Here is an 18,827-nt window from a genome sequence, read left to right on the forward strand (position 1 = left end):
TGTCTGCCGGTCGCCGCTATCTCCCATTCTTCGAACGGCTGAAGAACCCGCCGGAGGATTAAGTAGTCCTTGAAAAGGAATGGGTGTGACGGGTTTACAGCGCCCCCGCGTCTTTCAGCATCTGCGCGTCGCCGGCGACCGCGGAGCGGCTCGGCAGTCTCGCCAGGGTAGGGCCGCATCCCGGAGCCGATCAATCTGCCAGCATCGTATCTCCCAGGCTGTAGCAGTGGCTCGCCTGATAGGCGTTCCGACCTCGGTTCATATGCGTCACATTGAAAGTCCGAATGGCGCACAAGATGCGGCGCTCCGCGAGGAATTTGCGAATCGAGGCCGAGCCCCGCACAGTGATGCCGAAAATGTCCTCGCCGCGCGGAAAAAAATAACCGACGTCTTCGGGCGTCGTGACGCAGTGCTCGAGAAAAGCCTCGTCGACATCGCCCTGCGCGGGTGAATGGTCGGTGGTGAAATGCGAAAGATGCACCAGGAATCGTGCACGCAGGCCCTCGCTGTCGGCATAGAGCGTGAAAAGCTCCATCCAGCTCGCATTAACGCGGATGAGCGGCTTGTCGGAAGTCGAGGGCAGACATGAAACCGACCAGTAGTGACGCTCGGTCGTGCGCGGGATGGGGATGCAGGTCTGCCCGTATACCCTGAGAATTTCCAGAACGTCTTGCGCCTGCGGGCGACGAAGCAGCTTCTCGTACCGGGCGACGTACTTGAACCGCTGTTCCAGGGACTCCAAGCGTTCTTCGGCGTCGATCAACTCCGCCTCGCCTTCTATCCAATCGCGCTGCTGCTCAGGATCCAGAAACTTGCGCAGACCAGTGGTGCTGCGACGAGGAGGCGCGTTCATGTCAGGTGCCATGTGAGATCCGTGTCCTCATCGCTTCACCGGCCTGGTCCCGCGTGTCTATGCAGCCGCTCGACGTCCGTCCCTGGTGGGAGGCGCCATTCGCAGCACTTGGCTTAGCGAGCGGTTTGCCGGCGCGGCGGACCAACCCACCGGCCGCACAGTAACATCCAACCAACGAATGGCGAAAGACTGACCTTCAGCCGGCCGAAAGCCAAAGCCTATCGACGACCAAACCGCTGCGCATTTTTGCTGGAATTGCTAGTAGACGAACGGATCCACCTCGGCCGCCGCATGGGCGTCCGCTTCCTTGGGGTAGATCACGCCCTTGCGCAGGATGATGTTGGCATAGAGCCTCGGCTCGCCGGTCTGGATCACCGCATGGGCAGCCTTCACCCGTCCGTAGAAATCCTGGCCGATCAGCGGCACCACCTGCCGGTGCGGCTCGTGGCGGGCGCAGCAGTCGATCATCTCCTCGTGCACGGGGTCGAGCTTGTCGCGCTCGGCCTTGACGGTCGAGCGGAAGATCGCTTCCGCCACGAAATCGTCGATCGGCAACACGCTGAGCACGGCGTTGAGAACCGGGATGAGGCGGTGGCCGTCGAGCCGGATCAGCCGGCGGGCATGTTCGACGCCCGGATAATTGCCGTCGACGATGGCGATCTCGTCGCCGTGGCCCATGGCGCGAAGCGTCAAAAGCAGCTCCGGGCTCAACAGCGGATCAAGTCCTTTCAGCATGGTCTACCTCCTTGAAGAGTACGTTCTGGTCGGTGAGGTAACGCGCGAAGATTGGCAGGCTGGCGCCGCCGATGGCGCGCGCCTGCGCGCCGACCGCGCCCTCGATGATTTCGGGCATGACGACGCCCTGTAGGTCGAGCTTGGCCGCTTCGTCGATGGTGGCCTGCACCACGCGGCTGCGCACCCAGCTGGGAAAGCCGCCGTCGATCACAGCCGCGCTGAAATCGACGATCGAGGCGGCGGCGACGATCGCCTGCGCCAGCGCCTTGGCGCTATCCTGGATCCAGGCTTCCATCGGCTCGCCGAAATCCACCCAGTCGTCGGCCGAATACCAGAGCGGCTCGGGATCGATGCCGCGCTCGCGCAGCATGTTTTCGAGCACGAAGATCGAGGCGATTTCGAGCAACTGCTTCGTCTCGCCGTTCTTGCCGCGCACAGGCAGCGGCCCGATCGCGCCTGCCGTGCCGGTGCGGCCGGAAAAGATCGCCGAATTGAGCACGATGCCGCCGCCGATGAAGGAGCCGATGAAGAAATAGACAAAATCCGGGTAGGACGGCCCGACGCCGAAGACCAGTTCGGCGCCGCAGGCGCTGGTCGCATCGTTCTGCATGAAGACCGGATGGGAGACGCGTGCGGCGATGTCGGCCTGCAGGTCGATCTCCCGCCAGACTTCCATGGCGCCAGCCGGCGCCCCCACCTCTTCGGCCCAATTCCAGAGCTCGAAAGGCGCGGCGATGCCGAGGCCGGCAATACGGCCGCGCTGCTTGTCGTCGAGCCGCTCTTCGAGTTCCCGGATGCCCGAGGTGACGAAGGCGAGGATTTCATCCGGCAGCGGATAGGCATAGGTCCGGTGCAACTGCATGCGGATGCGGCCGACGAAATCCATCAGCACCAGATCGGCGCTGCGCCGGCCCATCTTCAGGCCGAAGGAATAGACAGCATCGGGATTGATATGCATCGGGATCGACGGCTGGCCGACACGGCCGCGCACCGGTTCCCCGCGCGACAGCAGCCCTTCCTTCTCCAGCACCCGCATGATGACGGAGACGGTCTGCGCCGACAGCCCGCTGCGGCGCGCGATATCGGCCTTCGACAATGCGCCGTAGAGACGCACCAGCGACAGCACGAGCCGTTCGTTATAGGCTCGCACCCTGACCTGGTTCGCACCTCCGGCCGGATTCAGAATTGGTGGCGGGACCGGCGTGTGTTCCGGTCCATCCAAGGACGACATGGCCGCTCCTCCCGATTGTTGGCCTATGCCCTAATTCGATCGAGCATGCCACATCGAATTAATAATTCAATTGGATTTATTTATTGACAAGCCAATTTCTTTTCGCTCTTAATTGCCGTCGTCAAGGGCACGGGACCGCGGGGAGGCATTAGCGATCCACGGCGAAGTGTCATATCTTAAGCTTCCGGCCCCGCAGGGGCGGCGCCGGCAAACTCTGGGAGGAGTTCCATGAAGAAATCTGTTCTCGCTTTCGGCGCGCTCGCGCTTGGTGTCACCTTTTCCGCTCCTGTCATGGCGGCTGACGTTGCTGCCTGCCTCATCACCAAGACCGACACCAACCCCTTCTTCGTCAAGATGAAGGAAGGTGCGACCGCCAAGGCCAAGGAACTCGGCGTCTCGCTGAAGTCCTATGCCGGCAAGGTCGACGGTGACAGCGAAAGCCAGGTGGCCGCGATCGAAAGCTGCATTGCCGATGGCGCAAAGGGCATCCTGATTGCTGCTTCCGACACCAAGGGCATCGTGTCTTCGGTCAAGAAGGCGCGTGAAGCCGGCCTGCTGGTCATCGCTCTCGACACGCCGCTCGAGCCGGCCGATGCCGCCGACGCCACCTTCGCCACCGACAACCTGCTCGCCGGCAAGCTGATCGGCCAGTGGGCCAAGGAAACGATGGGCGACAAGGCCAAGGATGCCAAGGTCGGCTTCCTCGACCTGACCCCGTCGCAGCCGACGGTCGACGTTCTGCGCGACCAGGGCTTCATGATGGGCTTCGGCATCGATCCGAAGGACCCGAACAAGATCGGCGACGAGGACGATGCTCGTATCGTCGGTCATGACGTGACCAACGGCAATGAAGAAGGCGGCCGCAAGGCCATGGAAAACCTTCTGCAGAAGGATCCGAGCATCAACGTCATCCACACGATCAACGAGCCGGCCGCTGTCGGCGCCTATCAGGCGCTGAAGGCCGTCGGCATGGAAAAGAACGTGCTGATCGTCTCGGTCGACGGCGGTTGCCCGGGTGTGAAGTCGGTCAAGGAAGGCGTCATCGGCGCCACCTCGCAGCAATATCCGCTGATGATGGCAGCCCTTGGCGTCGAAGCGATCAAGAAGTTCGCCGACAATGGTGAAAAGCCGAAGCCGACCGAAGGCAAGTCCTTCTACGACACCGGCGTCTCGCTCGTCACCGACAAGCCGGTTTCCGGCGTCAAGTCGATCGACACCAAGGAAGGCACGGACAAGTGCTGGGGCTGAGCCCTGATTGTTGAAAGCAGACCGGCCGGGGCTTGATCCCCGGCCGTTTTCGACGGACGATGTTCCGTCGCCTCACGAACCGGCTAATCAAAGACCGGATGGATATCGGTGACGGCCCCCGCGCGAGTTCGGCGCGCGGATGCGGAGGAGGAACCATGACCGGAACACAGGAATTCGAACGTGTCCTCGACGGCAGCGACAAGAGCGTTGCCTCCTTCGAGCACGAGAAAGTCTCGCTGATCAAGCGCGCGCAGCATTTTCTGCACTCGACGCCGGCCGCCGTGCCGCTGATCGTGCTGGTGCTGGCGATCGTCATCTTCGGGATGACGATCGGCGGACGGTTCTTCTCGTCCTATACGCTGACGCTGATCCTGCAGCAGATCGCCATCGTCGGTATTCTCGGCGCCGCCCAGACGCTGGTCATCCTGACGGCCGGCATCGATCTTTCGATCGGCGTCATCATGGTGATCTCGGCCGTCGTCATGGGCAATGTCGCGATCACCTACGGCATACCGACGCCGATCGCGGTCGCAGCCGGCATGATTGTCGGCGGCCTTTGCGGATTGCTGAACGGCTTCCTCGTCGCCTACATGAAGCTGCCGCCCTTCATCGTCACGCTCGGCACCTGGAACATCGTCATGGCGACGAATTTCATCTATTCCGCCAATGAGACGATCCGCGACACCGACGTCGACGAAAAGGCGCCGCTGCTGCATCTTTTCGCCGTGAGCTTCAAGCTCGGCAGCGCCGTGCTCACCCTCGGCGTCATCGCCATGGTGCTGCTCGTCCTGGTGCTCTGGTATGTCCTCAATCACACCGCCTGGGGCCGGCATGTCTATGCGGTCGGCGATGATCCGGAGGCGGCCAAGCTCTCCGGCATTCAGACCAAGAAGGTGCTGCTGACCGTTTACGCCATCTCGGGCGTCATTGCCGGCTTGGCGGCCTGGGTCTCGATCGGCCGCAACGGCTCGATCTCGCCGTCCTCTGCCGTCACCGATTTTAACCTCCAGGCGATCACCGCGACTGTGATCGGCGGCATCTCGCTGTTCGGCGGCCGCGGCTCCATTCTCGGCACGCTCTTCGGTGCCATGATCGTCGGCGTCGTCTCGATGGGCCTCAACATGCTCGGCGCCGACCCGCAATGGAAAGTCCTTTTGACAGGCGTGCTGATCATTGCCGCCGTCGCCATCGATCAGTGGATCAGAAAGGTTTCGGTGTAATCATGGCTCGCGAACCCCTTCTCACCGCCCGCGGTCTCGTCAAGCGTTATGGACGCGTGACCGCGCTCGACAATGCCGATTTCGACCTCTATCCGGGTGAAATCCTCGCCGTCATCGGCGATAACGGCGCCGGCAAGTCCTCGCTGATCAAGGCGATATCGGGCGCCGTCACCCCGGACGAGGGGGTGATCACGCTGGAAGGCCGGCAGGTGCAGTTCCGCTCGCCGATGGAGGCGCGCGACGCCGGCATCGAGACCGTCTATCAGAATCTCGCCTTGTCGCCGGCGCTGTCGATCGCCGACAACATGTTCCTCGGCCGCGAGATCCGCAAACCTGGCCTGCTCGGCTCGATGTTCCGCATGCTCGACCGGCCGGCCATGGAAAAGCTGGCGCGCAACAAGCTCACCGAACTCGGCCTGATGACCATCCAGAACATCAACCAGGCGGTGGAAACGCTCTCCGGCGGTCAGCGCCAGGGTGTTGCGGTCGCCCGCGCCGCCGCCTTCGGCTCGAAGGTCATCATCATGGACGAACCGACGGCGGCCCTCGGCGTCAAGGAAAGCCGCCGCGTGCTGGAACTGATCCTCGACGTGCGGGCCCGCGGCCTGCCGATCGTGCTGATCTCCCACAACATGCCGCATGTCTTCGAGGTGGCCGACCGGATCCACATTCACCGCCTCGGCCGGCGGCTGACGGTGATCGATCCGAAGGAATACACCATGTCCGACGCCGTCGCCTTCATGACCGGCGCCAAGGCGGTGCCGACGGAGCCCGTCGCCGCATGAACGCACGCATCGATGAAATCGCCGGCGAGGTGCTTGACCGCGCCGGCCATTCCAGGCGTTTCCTGGTCGCCATCGCCGGACCGCCGGGTGCCGGCAAATCGACCATGGCCGACAATCTGGCCAACGCCCTGAAGGCGAAAGGCGAGAGTGTCGCGGTGCTGCCCATGGATGGTTTCCACATGGACAATGCCATTCTCATTGAACGTGGCCTGCTTGCCCGCAAGGGTATTCCCGAAACCTTCGATGTGCGTGGCTTCCTGGATATAGTTCGCGCGGTTCGCCCCGCAGATCAGGAAGTTCTCGTCCCCGTCTTCGACCGCTCGCGCGAGCTTGCGATTGCCTCTGCCCGCCCGATCGCTCCCGGGGATCGTTTCATCATCATCGAAGGCAACTATCTGCTCTTCACGCAGGGCAAATGGGCTGAACTTGACGGCATATTCGACTATACGATCATGCTCGCCCCACCAATCGAGGTGCTGGAAGAGCGCCTTTGGGATCGCTGGCGCGGTTATAGCCTCACCGAAGAGGCCGCCAGCGCCAAGGTCTACGGCAACGACCTGCCGAATGGCCGGCTGATCCTCGAAAACCGCCGCCCAGCCGATGTGACGCTGGAGATCGCGCTGGCGTGATGCCGCGGCGATTGTTTTCATGTAAAAGATAGTGCTATCGAGACGGCAGACGCATCGCTTCGGAGGCCTGCCATGCAATCGATCACCATCCGCCGTCCTGATGACTGGCACCTGCATCTGCGCGATGGCGCCATGCTGGAGGGCGTGATCGCCGATACGAGCCGCACCTTCGCCCGCGCCATCATCATGCCCAATCTCGTGCCGCCGGTCGTCACGTCAGCTGACGCCAAGGCCTATCGCGAGCGCATCCTCAAGGCCTTGCCGGACGGCCATCGCTTCCAGCCGCTGATGACGCTTTATCTCACTGAACATACCAGCCCCGATGACGTCGAAGAGGGGAAGAACAGCGGCCTCATCACCGCCGTGAAGCTTTATCCCGCCGGCGCCACGACCAATTCGCATGGCGGCGTGCGCGACATGGAAAAGGCGATGCCGGTGCTGGAGCGCATGGCAAAGATCGGCCTGCCGCTTTGCGTCCATGGCGAGGTGACGACGCCGGAGGTCGATATCTTCGATCGCGAGGCCGTCTTCATCGAGACCGTGCTCGATCCGCTGCGGCAGCGCCTGCCGGAGCTGAAGGTGACGATGGAGCATGTGACGACATCCGATGGCGTCGATTACATCAAGGCGGCCAGGGGCAATCTCGCCGGCTCGATCACCACCCACCATCTGATCATCAACCGCAACGCCATCCTCGTCGGCGGCATCCGCCCGCATTATTATTGCCTGCCGGTCGCCAAGCGTGAAAACCACCGGCTGGCCCTGCGTGCGGCGGCCGTCAGCGGTGACCCGCGCTTCTTCCTCGGCACGGATTCCGCGCCGCATGTCGATCCGCTGAAGGAATGCGCCTGCGGCTGCGCCGGCATCTATACCTCGGTCAATACGATGAGCTGCCTCGCCCATGTCTTCGAACAGGAAAGCGCGCTGGAGCGGCTCGAAGCCTTCGTGTCGCTGAACGGGCCGGCCTGGTACGGGCTACAGCCGAACGAGGAGCGCATCACCCTGTCGAGGCAGGCCGAGCCGGTTGTCTTTCCCGCGAGGATTGAAACTGGCGCCGGTCCCGTGACGGTGTTCGATCCGATGTTTCCCCTGCATTGGCAGGTGGTGCAGCAGGCGTAAGCTTTCAGATTTCAATTTTAAATAGATTTTTTATCCTAAATTCCGGCGTAACGTTAAACGCGTAACATTTGTATTGTGCGGTGCATCATTTGTTAACGGATGCATAAGACATTCCTCAGCACCGACCCCATGAGCTGCCGACATCATCCGGCGCGGCTGCAGTCGCGGAGACTGAAAGCATGATGCTTGACTATAACTCCCTCTTGTTGGCGCTCGGCGTCTCCGCGGCCTGCCTGGCGGTGACGCTGATGGGCAGTTGGCTTGTCCGTCGCGCAGAAACCGTGCTGTTGACCGCCACTGTCGGCCTTGTCCTCGTCGTCAGCGGCATTTTCGTCTATAGCGCTTATGTCAATACGCCGGAGAAATGGCTGGGCGTCGCCAATTTCGTGCTGTTTCACGCCGGTTTTGCCACCATCTGGGGCGCCGGCAAACAATTCCTCACCGGCCGGGTGTCTTTCCTCGCCATCGCGATCCGCGCGCTTGCGGCGATGGTCTTCTCCGTCGTGCCGATGCTGTCAGGCTATGACGGCCTGGCCTTCATCGCCGACAATCTCGCCATCGCCCTTTTGCTCTTTGCCACCGCCCGGCAATATTGGCTCGCCCGTGCCGAAGCACCGGCGCCGCTTCTCGGCATCACAGCGCTCTATACGTTGACGGCGATCTCCTTCTTTCTCTGCGCCGCGGTGCTGATATCAGACGGCAAGCTGGTGCTCGGCAAAGCCCCCGGCAACTGGGCCGAAGATCTGAGCCTTGCCGTCTGCATCGCCGGCATGACCGGGATCGGCGCGCTGTCGCTGGCGCTGCATCAATGGCGGCTCGCTGCCCGCCATCGCCTCGATGCGATCACCGATCCGCTGACCGGCCTGCTCAACCGCCGCGCCCTTTTCGACCAATACGGCACGCGCCCGATGGGAACGACCACGGCCGTCATCGTCTTCGATATCGACCATTTCAAATCCGTCAACGATCGCTTCGGCCATGCCACCGGCGACCGCGTCCTCAATGTCTTTGCCGGCGAACTTTCGGCCCATTGCCGCACCGGCGACACTGCTGCCCGGCTCGGCGGCGAGGAGTTCGTGCTGGTGCTAAAGGAGATCATGCCCGGCCGGGCGGAACTGGCGGCCGAGCGTATCCGCCGGGCGTTCGAGGCGCGCGAGATCCATATCGACGACGAAATGCTCAAATGCACGGTCAGCGTCGGCGTCGCCCCCGGCCGTTCAAAGAGCTTGGATTTCGACACCATGCTGAGTGCCGCCGACAAGGCGCTCTATGTCGCCAAGCGCGCCGGCCGCAACCGGGTCGAGCTTGCCAGCTACCTCAAGGCGGTTCCCGTCGAGGCAACGCGCACCGCGTCTTGATTCCTGATCGACCCTCTCATATTATCGCCCTCGGCCGGATGCGGCCAGCCGCCCCGCGACGCTTCTGCGTTATGGTGAATGCATCCAGACAACCTCCTTCACATCCCTTGCCGTTTGGCGATCGATGGCGAACGGGTCAGCAGACGCGGGCACTGATCTTCCTGTTTGCCGCCGACGGAAGGATGACATCATGCGCGATTTTCGCGATGCCAAGCTCATGGCAAAGACATTGCGGCAGGCCCTTTCCGACCGCGACATTTCGCTCACCCACAGCGAGGCGCTCGAAATCGTCGCCCGGCAGTTCGGGCTCGATCAATGGAATATCCTCTCGGCAAAGATCGATGCGGCAGGGGCTAACCCCTCTGCCATCGGCATCGAGCCGCCGATGCCGATCTTCCGCATCTTCTCGGTCGAAAAGGCCATGGAGTTCTATTGCGGCTTTCTCGGCTTCCATCTCGATTGGGAGCACCGCTTCGGCGAAAACTTCCCGCTCTATTGCCAGGTCTCGCGCGACGGCATGGCGCTGCACCTCAGCGAACATTCCGGCGACGCCAGCCCCGGCGCCAAGGCCTTCGTCCGCGTCGCCAATGTGCGGGCCTATCACGCCGAACTCTCAGGCAAGGACTACCGCTACATGAAGCCCGGCGTCGAGCAAGCGCCGTGGGGACTGGAGATGACTGTCACCGACCCCTTCAGCAACCGCATCGCCTTTTGCGAGCAGACGTAGTCGTCAGCGCAGCTTGGCTTATAGGTGACAAATCGATCAACGACCGCTATGGCCAGGCCGCCGGCGACCGCGTGCTCCAGCTCTTCGCCGATGAACTGACGGCCCGTTGCCGCCCCGGCGATACCGCGGCCGGCTCGGCGGCGAAGAGTTTGCGCTGGTGCTGACGGAGATCATGCCCCGCCGGGCCGAGCTCGCCGCCGAGCTCATCCGGAAAGCCTTCGAGGCGCGGCGTTTCTTCAATCTACCCGGCGCAGACTTTCCACAAAGACACCCCGACTGGTGCCTCGGCCCGAAACGGCGATCCGCTGTCCCGGTCCAAGTTCTCGCCTGATGTTCTCAGGGACACGGCAAATTTCGTCGAATAGCATCGGAACCCCTTCGACCTGAACCGGTGACCGACATTTTTTGCTACCCCTTTCATGGGCGTCGACGACGGTGAAAGAAAGCTCCACCAGATGGCCAGCGATAAAGGCGAATAGCATCGGCACTGCGATGATGACGAGATGCTTTCCGAAGAAATAACCAGCGATCGGAGCGATTAGCAGGCCGAAACCTTTCCTCACGCCGTCGATCTCGCGCCTGCTCTTCAAAATGAGCCAAAACGGCAATGCCGCAGAGACCACGCCGACGGCGAGAGCAGGAAGGGCCGCCTTGGAGATCCACTCGTTTGACGGCAGAAAGTTAAAGCCGGATATCTGGACGAAAATGGAAAGTACACCCGGCAAAAGCAACATGGTCAGAAGGATCCGGCCCGGTTTGCCGAGCGGCCATTTGACACTCTCTTCCTTCGACCCCATGGACAACGTACCGCTCTTTACATCGCAACCTGTCAATCACTCTGTGGCACATTTCGGCTAGCGGCTTCAAGGGGGCACGATCAGGGCAGAAAAAACCATTTTGGCTGCGTCTAAGAGGTCGCGGAACCCCTTTATACACCAACGACAAACTACAATGATGGCGCTCCCATGGATGTCGGCGCTTGCATCTCCGTCCTTGGAACTTACAGTCACACCATCGACGTTGTTTCAATGGAAATGAGTCCTGGTCGGCAGGGTGGGAACCAGATGAAATGTGTTTCGGTCCTGATTTTAGCGTTTCTGTCGATTTTTTTCGGATGGTTATTCTATGAAAGGTACTGGAAGTTCCGAGATTGCATATCGCAAGCCCTATCCAGTTGCCTCACTCCCGACGGTGACAATCTAACGCAAGGCGGCTCTCTGTGGGCTGGTTTGGCGGGGCTGTTCTTGTTGCTCGCTGTGAGCTCAGCCTGGCGCTCTTTCCGGAGCCGGGATGCTGGCAAATAAGCTGGAGCGGCCAGCTCTTCCGCTTGCTTCTCAAACGATTATCAACGCCCGCACGAAGGCCACCGAGGCGAGTAGCGAGGCGATGGTCCGCACATGGTTCCACCACGTCCAGTCCCTGACATAGGCGGCCCAGAGCTGAACCGCTTCCGTCCCATTGCCGCCGACCTTTGCCAGCGCATCATTCATCGGCACGTTGAAGACGATGGTCGAGACGAAAGAGGCAAAGACATAGAGGGCTGCTCCGGCCAGCATCAGAAAAGATGCCCCGCCGCGCCAGTCGATCAGGGCGAGCACGGCGATGATGATGCAGAGGATCGCCGTCGGCACGAAGAGACCCATGAAGGACGAGCGAACGATCGTAACGTTGATCGAGTTCATCGCCGCGATGCCTTGCTCTGCCGGAATCCGCGAGAAGGCGGTCATGATGAAGGTCGAGAAGGCGAAGAAGATGCCGGCGACGAGGCCGCTGCCGATCGCCGCGGCGACGAGGGAGAGGATGAGAATGATCTGCATGGTCAGGCGCTCCATATTCCGGTTGCCGCGGTCCGGCGGGCATATTCGCCGAAATCGGTGGCGGGGCGGCCGAGAATTTCGGCGACACCGCCCATGGTGCCGGAGTTGCGCCCATCGAGCACCTGGCCGAAAAGTTCCTCCAGAAGTTCGATCAGGCCCTGCGGCAGGCCGGCCGCCGCAAGCCCGCCGGTGAAATCCGCCATCGACACCTGCTCATATTCGATCGGCCGCCCGGCGGCCTGAGCGATCTCGGCGACCGCCTGGCGGAAGGTCAGCGCCCGCGGGCCGGTCAGTTCGTAAATCTTGTTGCGGTGGCCGGGATCGGTCAGGGCGGCGACCGCCGCATCGGCAATATCGTCGGCATCGATGAAAGGTTCGCTGATCTCGCCCGCCGGCAATTGTAGGCGGTCGCTCAGGATCTGCTCCAGGAAGGCGCCCTCGCTGAAATTCTGGCAGAACCAGGAGGCGCGCAGGATGGTGGTGTTTATGCCGGACGCTTTCAGTGCCGCCTCGCTGCGCTGCGCGCCCTCTTCGCCGCGGCCGGAAAGCAGCACGATATGCTCAAGGCCACATTCCACCGCGACCTTGGCGAGCGCTTCGATCGCCTCCGCCGCCCAGGCGACTGCAAGGTCGGGCTGGAAGGCGACATAGGCGCTCGACGCGCCGTCAAGCGCGCCGCGCCAGGTCGACCTGTCCTCCCAATCGAAGGGCCGTGCGCTGGAGCGCGATGCGGCGCGGACGGTGAGGCCGCGCGCTTCCAGGCGCTTGATGATGCGGCCGCCGGTCTTTCCCGATCCACCGACGAGGACGATTTCGGAAGTCTGCATGTCAAAACTCCTCCCAAACTTGAAAACAAGAGAAACTCTCTCATTTGCAAAATGAGATAATCTCTCTTATTTTGTTTGTCAACGTGGAAAAGGAGAGAGCATGTCGGAACAGCCGGTCGCAACGCGCAGGCGCCAGCAGGAGTCCACCGGCCAACTGCGCCGCATCCCCAGCCAGCAGCGCGGCCGCGAGCGCTTCGAAAAGATCCTCGCCGTTGCCTCGCAACTGATCGAAAGCCATGGCAGCGACGGCTTGAAGATGAGCGAGATCGTCGAAAAGGCCGGTCTCTCCTTCGGCGCCCTCTACCAATATTTCCCCGACAAGACTTCGATCATCCGCACATTGGCCGAGCGCTTCAACGAAGAGGGCAGGCGGTGCGTCGAAGAGGAGCTGGCGAAGGTGACCGACGCTACGGCCCTGCAGGGCGCGCTCGCCAATATCGCCGATGAATATTACGCCTTCTTCCGCCGCGAACCTGTTATGCGCGACATCTGGCATGCGACCCATACCGACAAGCTGCTGCAGCAGGTCGATGCCGAGGACATGGAATTTCATGCCCAGGCATTTCTTGCCGTGCTTATCCGTCTATGGCCGGATCGCGACCGGAAGGAGCTGCTGGCGATCGCGCGGCTGACGATGCAGTTGCTTGCCGCTGGCGTGCGTTATGCCGTTTCGCTCGATGCGGAGGAGGGCGCCCAGGCGATTGCCCTATTCAAGAAGATGCAGATCGCCGATATCGGCCGTCTGCTGCTGTAATGAGCTCGCCTTTCGTCTGGAAACGGCGGGCTCTTGCTGCTATTCCCGCAAGGATCCAAGCCGAAGGAGAGCCGCATGATCCAGACCACATTTCCCGACCGCGCCGTGATGGCCGAATTGCTGGCCAAGATGCTCTGGGAAATCAAGGCGGTGCATTTCAATGCCGCCCAGCCTTACAAACTCTCCTCCGGCATGGCGAGCCCGGTCTATATCGATTGCCGCAAGCTGCTCTCCTTCCCGCGCATCCGCTCGACGGTGATGGATTTCGCCGCCAGCACCCTGCTGCGCGATGCCGGCTTCGAGCAGTTCGATTGCATCGCCGGCGGCGAGACCGCCGGCATCCCCTTCGCCGCCCTGCTGGCAGATCGCCTCGGCCTGCCGATGATCTATGTCCGCAAGCAGCCGAAGGGCCATGGCCGCAATGCCCAGATCGAAGGCAATATGCCGGAAGGCTCGCGCGTGCTTGTTATCGAAGACCTGACGACAGCCGGCGGCAGCATGTTCAAATTCATCGAAGCGGTCCGCGCCGCCGGCGGCATCGTCGATCACGGCATCGCGCTGTTCTTCTACGGCATATTCGGTGAACAGCGCTTTGCCGACGGCAAAGTCAGGCTGCATCACATCGCCACCTGGCGTAATGTTCTGGCCGTCGCCAAGGCGCAGAAGCTCTTCGACGACAAGACGCTGTCGGAAGTCGAGGCCTTCCTCGATGCGCCGCTGGCCTGGTCGGGAAGGAATGGTGGGGTTAGTGAGCTTTCGCTCTAGCCAGTTGACAAAAGCTCGCTTAATCGGTTGATGAACGCATAAGTGCTGTTGGGAGGAATACGATGATTTTGTGCTGCGGCGAAGCCTTGATCGACATGCTGCCGAGGGACACGACGCTGGGCGAAAAGGGCTTTTCGCCCTATGCCGGCGGCGCGATCTTCAACACCGCGATCGCGCTAGGCCGCCTCGGCATTCCCACCGCCTTCTTCACCGGCATCGCCGATGACATGATGGGCGAAATCCTGCTGGAGACGCTGAAGGCGAGCAATGTCGATTACAGCCCGTGCGCCATCACGCCACGTCCCTCGACCATAGCCTTCGTCAAGCTGGTGAACGGCCAGGCGACCTATGCCTTCTACGACGAGGGCACGGCCGGCCGGATGATCACCACGGCCGACCTGCCGGATCTCGGTGATGATTGCGAGGCGCTGCATTTCGGCGCAATCAGCCTCATCCCCAGCCCCTGCGGCGAAACCTACGAAGCCCTGCTCGACCGCGAAGCCGCTCGCCGCGTCATCTCGCTCGATCCGAATATCCGTCCCGGTTTCATCAAGGACAAGCCGTCGCATATGGCCCGCATCAAGCGCATGGCCGCGAAAGCCGACATCGTGAAATTCTCCGACGAAGATCTCGAATGGTTCGGCCTGCAGGGCGACCATGATGCGCTCGCCGCCCACTGGCTGAACCACGGCGCCAAGCTCGTCGTCATCACCAAGGGCGCCGAAGGCGCTTCCGGTTATACCAAGGATCGCAAGGTAACGGTGCCGAGTGAGCGCGTCACCGTTGTCGACACGGTCGGCGCCGGCGATACCTTCGATGCCGGCATCCTGGCGTCGCTGAAGATGGATAATCTGCTCACCAAACCGCAGGTCGCCTCGCTGGATGAGCAGGCGCTGCGCAACGCCCTGACCCTCGGCGCCAAAGCCGCCGCCGTCACCGTCTCCCGCGCCGGCGCCAATCCGCCCTGGGCACGTGAGATCGGCCTCTAAGACTTAAGCCAGCTTCGCCCCTCATCCGGCTGCCGCCACCTTCTCCCCGCTCGCGGGGCGAAGGGGTATGCCCGCGGCCTCTCAATCTCCATTGACGTTGCGTTGGCCACGTCCCCTCGCCCCCGTTTACGGGGAGAGGGTTAGGGTGAGGGGCAACTTTCGAGCGAGGGTCCCGGGCTTCGACCGGGCCGTCATCGTATTGACATCATGCTCTGACGCCACGCCAGCCCGGGATTTGCCCTTGCTCAAGCCTATTCTTTCGCGCGGGTGCGCGCCTGGCTTTCCTTCTTGATCGGCCGACTGACCGGGCAGACCTCTTGCACGAAGCCGTTGAGCGTGTTGACGAGATTGTTCTCGATCAGGGAGTAGTGGACGAACTGGCCCTGTTTCTCTCGTCTGATCAGCCCCGCAGCTTCGAGGATGGAAAGATGCTGCGAAACGGCTGGCTTGGACATGCTGAAGCGGTCAGCGATCTCACCAGCGGTCAGACCCGATGCCGAGAGATAGGCGAGGATCTTCCGGCGCGGCGCACTGGAAAGCGCGTGGAATACCCGCTGGGCGGCGCTGACGGAGCGGCCTTCTACGGCATCATCGAAAGTCTCTTCGTCCAAGTCCGGTCTCCGTGCCAGCGGCATCATCGCATTGATCCGTTAATCAATTAAGGAATTAATGCATTGCTTAATTGCTTCCGTTCGCGCAAGGTAATTAGGTAATTTCTTAAATAATGAATTGGTAGGCGATGTTCAAGTAGAGAATGCGCCCGATGGGAAGGAGTTTGTCATGAGCAGTATTTCCACTGGACGAATGATCGACAACGGGAGCGATCCGGTGAAGGGCAGAGTGGTCTGGATGCCCGCAAAGTCGATCTGGATCACCGCCATGACCTTGATTGCCATCATTGGTGGCCCACTGACCTTCACCTGGAGCGCCTTTGCCGTCTTTATCCTCTTGACCGCCATCACGATCTGCCTTGGTCATTCGGTCGGTATGCACCGGCTGCTGATCCATCGCTCATTCAGCACTCATATCTGGATCGAGCACTTTCTCGTCTATCTCGGTACGCTGGTCGGCATGGCCGGCCCCTTCGGCATGATCTACGCGCACGACATTCGCGACTGGGCGCAACGGCAGCGAGACTGCCATGACCTCTATGCCCATCGGCGGTCTTTCTTCATCGATGCCTTCTGGCAGATGCATTGCATAGTGATGCTTGATCATCCGCCGCGTTTCATCCTCGAGGAGCGCGAGCGGCGCGACCACTTCTATCGCTTCCTGGAGGCGACATGGATGGCGCAACAGATTCCCTTGGGACTCGCGCTCTTCACACTCGGCGGACTGCCATGGGTGGTTTGGGGTATTGCTGTGCGGATATCGGTGTCGCTGACCGGACACTGGCTGGTCGGTCATTTCGCGCATCGAGCCGGCCATCAGGGCTGGAGTGTCGATGATGTCGCGGTGCAGGGCTATAACCTGCCGCGTTTCGGGCTGGTGACCTTCGGCGAGAGCTTCCACGGCAACCATCACGCCTTTCCGGAATCGGCGCGGCTCGGCATCGAGCCGGGGCAATTGGATCTCGGCTGGTATTTCATCTGGCTGCTGGCAAGGCTCGGTCTGGCTTCGGCGATCAAGCTCCCGCACACGATCGTGCAACGGCGAGGGTTGAGACGCATCGACGCAACTGAAACGGCGGGTGACAGTCATCCGCCACATCACGCAGCAGGTCACGCGGAATCTCGCCCGTAAGTGCCTCCTCCTTGCTGCTACGTCTCGATTCCTCTTCTTCCCTCGGGTCCGAAGGACGGGTCGACGTCGATCGATCAGGAGCCTATCCGGGAGTCACGCTCCGGTTGAAGCTCGGGAGCAAGTACCAAGTCCCGCAAGAAGTTTTCGCACCAAAGCGAGACGTCGTGGGTTAGCAGATGCTCCATCATCATGCTCCAGCGGTCGCGGCGCTCCTCCAGCGACATGGCAAGGCCCTTGGCGATCGCATTGGCAGTGCCTTCGACATCGTAAGGATTGACCAGCAGTGCGCCCTTCAACTCTCGAGCCGCGCCGGCGAAGCGCGATAGCACCAATACGCCCGGCCGATCCGGGTCCTGGGCGGCGACATATTCCTTGGCGACGAGGTTCATGCCGTCGCGCAACGGCGTGACCAGCCCGATTGTCGCCAGCCGGTAGAGGCCGGCAAGCACGTTGCGGCTGATCGATCGGTTGACATAGCGGATCGGCACCCAGTCGACCGTTCCGATGGCGCCGTTGACGCGGCCGGCCTGTTCGGCAACCATCTTCTGCATATGCTCGTATTCGGGAACTTCCGATCGTGATTTTGGCGTGACCTGCAGATAGGTGACCTTGTTCTGGTAGGCAGGATTGCTGGTGAGGAAGGTTTCGAACGCTTCCAGCCGCTGAATGATGCCCTTCGAATAATCGAGGCGGTCGACCCCTATGATCATGTCCCGGCCTTCAACGCTGCGCCGGGTCTTCTGTACCATGATATGGTTTGCGGCCCTCTCGGCGAACTCGGCGAAACCGGCAGTTTCGATCCCGATCGGATAGGCGCCGGCCTTGAATATCCGTCCATGGGAATCGAACAATCCATTTCCGAGGTCGTCGCCAATTCCCTCCCTTCTGAGATACCCGGCAAAGTTCTGGAGGTCGTAGTCGGTCTGGAAGCCGACGACATCGTAATGCGAGAGCCCGCGCATGATTTCCTCATGGACGGGCATCGTGACGAGAATATCGGCCGGCGGCCAGGGAATATGCAGGAAGAAGCCGATCCGGTTCTTCAGCCCCATTTGTCGGAGTTCGGCCGCCAGCGGAATGAGGTGGTAATCATGAACCCAGATGATGTCGTCCGGCTCGATCATCGGCGCCAACCTGTGTGCGAAGAAGCGGTTGACGCGGAAATAGCCGGCCATTTCCTTCCGGCCATATTCGGCGAGGTCCAGGCGATAATGGCAGATGGGCCAGAGAACACGGTTTGCAAAGCCGCGATAATATTCCTCGACGTCCGTGTCGGTGAGATCGGTCAGCGCATAGGTGATGTTGCCCTTCTGCAGTTGCGACAGCGGGCCAGGTTCCCTGTCCCCGCTCGATTCTCCCGACCATCCCATCCAGATGCCGCCACGCTCCTGCAGGGCTGCCTGCAGCGCGACGGCCAGGCCGCCGGCAGCGGCGCTCCCATCTTTGGCCGGCATGGGAACACGATTGGAAACGACGATAAGACGGCTCATGAGCTTCCTTTAGTGAAGATGGGACATGAAAACGCTGTGTGACGAGCGTCTTGAGGCATCTCCTGAACTTGGGCAGGGACCATGCAGTGAAAGCGCCGACATCGACAGAGCCGACCCGGACGCGAGCGGCCCGGTGCAGATGCCAACAAGAACAACGAACGGAGCATTTTCCGCACAGATTTTGCTTGAATCTAGGGCGATTCCAACGAATTGAAAGAATTCATTCTATAATTTTTTGATTAGAAGAACGTTCATCCGGTTTCGTACGACGAAGCCCATCGTGCGGATGCCCCAGGCCCGCTGATATCAGTTCATCATTTGCGGCCGCAATGACGATGTTGGCGCCAATCCGCCCCGGCGCGTGAGATTGGTTTGTAAGGTTGGAGCCAGCGTCAGCCCCTCATCCGCCTGCCGGCACCTTCTCCCCGTTCTGACGGGGAGAAGGGAATATGCCGTGACCTCTCCGTTCCTCACTCGCCTCTCGCAGGGCACGTCCCCTCTCCCCGTCAGAACGGGGAGAGGGTTAGGGTGAGGGGC

The 18,827-nt window shown here is 61.4% G+C and carries 19 protein-coding genes and 1 pseudogene; 12 read left to right on the forward strand and 8 right to left on the reverse strand.

The features are described 5' to 3' along the window. Positions 1-190: 190 nt before the first annotated feature. From HX898_RS10010 to HX898_RS10020, 3 genes are all read right to left on the reverse strand, one after another. Positions 191-865 (reverse strand): hypothetical protein, encoded by a 675-nt coding sequence (locus HX898_RS10010; protein WP_180194575.1) that lies wholly within the window; start codon positions 863-865, stop codon positions 191-193. A 246-nt stretch (positions 866-1,111) separates the two neighbouring features. Beyond that, positions 1,112-1,588: an RbsD/FucU domain-containing protein gene (locus HX898_RS10015; protein ID WP_138332373.1), complete on the reverse strand. Its 477-nt coding sequence runs from the start codon at positions 1,586-1,588 to the stop codon at positions 1,112-1,114. Beyond that, positions 1,572-2,819: an ROK family transcriptional regulator gene (locus HX898_RS10020; protein WP_164027026.1), complete on the reverse strand. Its 1,248-nt coding sequence runs from the start codon at positions 2,817-2,819 to the stop codon at positions 1,572-1,574. Before HX898_RS10020 ends, HX898_RS10015 begins: the two co-directional genes overlap by 17 nt. Before the next feature lie 228 nt (positions 2,820-3,047). Between HX898_RS10020 and HX898_RS10025 the strand changes: the two genes are divergently transcribed. From HX898_RS10025 to HX898_RS33165, 8 genes and pseudogenes are all read left to right on the forward strand, one after another. Continuing rightward, the gene (locus tag HX898_RS10025) at positions 3,048-4,067 is read left to right on the forward strand and encodes a sugar ABC transporter substrate-binding protein (RefSeq protein WP_017958798.1); all 1,020 of its coding nucleotides are present in this window, start codon (positions 3,048-3,050) and stop codon (positions 4,065-4,067) included. 155 nt (positions 4,068-4,222) lie between these two features. Then, positions 4,223-5,287, forward strand: a complete 1,065-nt coding sequence (locus tag HX898_RS10030; RefSeq protein ID WP_180194576.1) for an ABC transporter permease — start codon at positions 4,223-4,225, stop codon at positions 5,285-5,287. A 2-nt stretch (positions 5,288-5,289) separates the two neighbouring features. Continuing rightward, complete coding sequence (locus HX898_RS10035) at positions 5,290-6,072, forward strand: ATP-binding cassette domain-containing protein (RefSeq protein WP_062945140.1); 783 nt, start codon at positions 5,290-5,292, stop codon at positions 6,070-6,072. Then, positions 6,069-6,701, forward strand: coding sequence for a nucleoside triphosphate hydrolase (locus HX898_RS10040; protein WP_180194577.1), 633 nt, complete (start codon positions 6,069-6,071; stop codon positions 6,699-6,701). Before HX898_RS10035 ends, HX898_RS10040 begins: the two co-directional genes overlap by 4 nt. A gap of 72 nt (positions 6,702-6,773) precedes the next feature. Continuing rightward, complete coding sequence (gene pyrC / locus HX898_RS10045) at positions 6,774-7,820, forward strand: dihydroorotase (RefSeq protein ID WP_138388275.1); 1,047 nt, start codon at positions 6,774-6,776, stop codon at positions 7,818-7,820. Positions 7,821-7,999: 179 nt separating this feature from the next. Further along, entirely contained in the window at positions 8,000-9,178 is a 1,179-nt protein-coding gene (locus tag HX898_RS10050) for a GGDEF domain-containing protein (protein WP_180194578.1), read from the forward strand. 190 nt (positions 9,179-9,368) lie between these two features. Next, entirely contained in the window at positions 9,369-9,905 is a 537-nt protein-coding gene (locus HX898_RS33160) for a glyoxalase superfamily protein (RefSeq protein ID WP_246697904.1), read from the forward strand. A gap of 29 nt (positions 9,906-9,934) precedes the next feature. Further along, positions 9,935-10,134 (forward strand): annotated as a pseudogene (locus tag HX898_RS33165) (diguanylate cyclase); the annotation flags it as partial. 7 nt (positions 10,135-10,141) lie between these two features. Here HX898_RS33165 and HX898_RS10060 read toward each other — a convergent pair. The 3 genes from HX898_RS10060 to HX898_RS10070 form a co-directional block, all read right to left on the reverse strand. After that, a complete protein-coding gene (locus tag HX898_RS10060) occupies positions 10,142-10,702 on the reverse strand; it encodes a hypothetical protein (RefSeq protein ID WP_138332379.1) in 561 nt (186 codons plus the stop codon). Between the two features lie 537 nt (positions 10,703-11,239). Next, positions 11,240-11,737 (reverse strand): anthrone oxygenase family protein, encoded by a 498-nt coding sequence (locus tag HX898_RS10065; RefSeq protein ID WP_180194579.1) that lies wholly within the window; start codon positions 11,735-11,737, stop codon positions 11,240-11,242. Next, positions 11,725-12,549, reverse strand: a complete 825-nt coding sequence (locus HX898_RS10070) for an NmrA family NAD(P)-binding protein (RefSeq protein ID WP_138388268.1) — start codon at positions 12,547-12,549, stop codon at positions 11,725-11,727. The genes HX898_RS10065 and HX898_RS10070 overlap by 13 nt, the downstream gene beginning before the upstream one ends. A gap of 100 nt (positions 12,550-12,649) precedes the next feature. On the opposite strand from HX898_RS10070, the gene HX898_RS10075 reads away from it, so the two are divergent. The 3 genes from HX898_RS10075 (at position 12,650) to HX898_RS10085 (ending at position 15,057) form a co-directional block, all read left to right on the forward strand. Next, complete coding sequence (locus tag HX898_RS10075; RefSeq protein WP_180194580.1) at positions 12,650-13,303, forward strand: TetR/AcrR family transcriptional regulator; 654 nt, start codon at positions 12,650-12,652, stop codon at positions 13,301-13,303. Positions 13,304-13,378: 75 nt separating this feature from the next. Then, the gene (locus HX898_RS10080) at positions 13,379-14,068 is read left to right on the forward strand and encodes an orotate phosphoribosyltransferase (protein WP_138388265.1); all 690 of its coding nucleotides are present in this window, start codon (positions 13,379-13,381) and stop codon (positions 14,066-14,068) included. A gap of 62 nt (positions 14,069-14,130) precedes the next feature. Further along, positions 14,131-15,057: a carbohydrate kinase gene (locus HX898_RS10085; RefSeq protein WP_180194581.1), complete on the forward strand. Its 927-nt coding sequence runs from the start codon at positions 14,131-14,133 to the stop codon at positions 15,055-15,057. Positions 15,058-15,308: 251 nt separating this feature from the next. Here HX898_RS10085 and HX898_RS10090 read toward each other — a convergent pair whose 3' ends face one another. Next, entirely contained in the window at positions 15,309-15,668 is a 360-nt protein-coding gene (locus HX898_RS10090; RefSeq protein ID WP_180194582.1) for a metalloregulator ArsR/SmtB family transcription factor, read from the reverse strand. A gap of 169 nt (positions 15,669-15,837) precedes the next feature. Here HX898_RS10090 and HX898_RS10095 point away from each other — a divergent pair, with 169 nt between their 5' ends. Next, positions 15,838-16,800, forward strand: a complete 963-nt coding sequence (locus tag HX898_RS10095) for an acyl-CoA desaturase (RefSeq protein ID WP_180194583.1) — start codon at positions 15,838-15,840, stop codon at positions 16,798-16,800. Positions 16,801-16,874: 74 nt separating this feature from the next. Here HX898_RS10095 and otsA read toward each other — a convergent pair whose 3' ends face one another. Continuing rightward, the gene (gene otsA / locus HX898_RS10100; RefSeq protein ID WP_180194584.1) at positions 16,875-18,290 is read right to left on the reverse strand and encodes an alpha,alpha-trehalose-phosphate synthase (UDP-forming); all 1,416 of its coding nucleotides are present in this window, start codon (positions 18,288-18,290) and stop codon (positions 16,875-16,877) included. Positions 18,291-18,827 lie beyond the last annotated feature (537 nt).

It is taken from the genome of Rhizobium sp. WYCCWR 11128, from assembly GCF_013416305.1.
Classification (GTDB): Bacteria; Pseudomonadota; Alphaproteobacteria; order Rhizobiales; family Rhizobiaceae; genus Rhizobium; species Rhizobium indicum.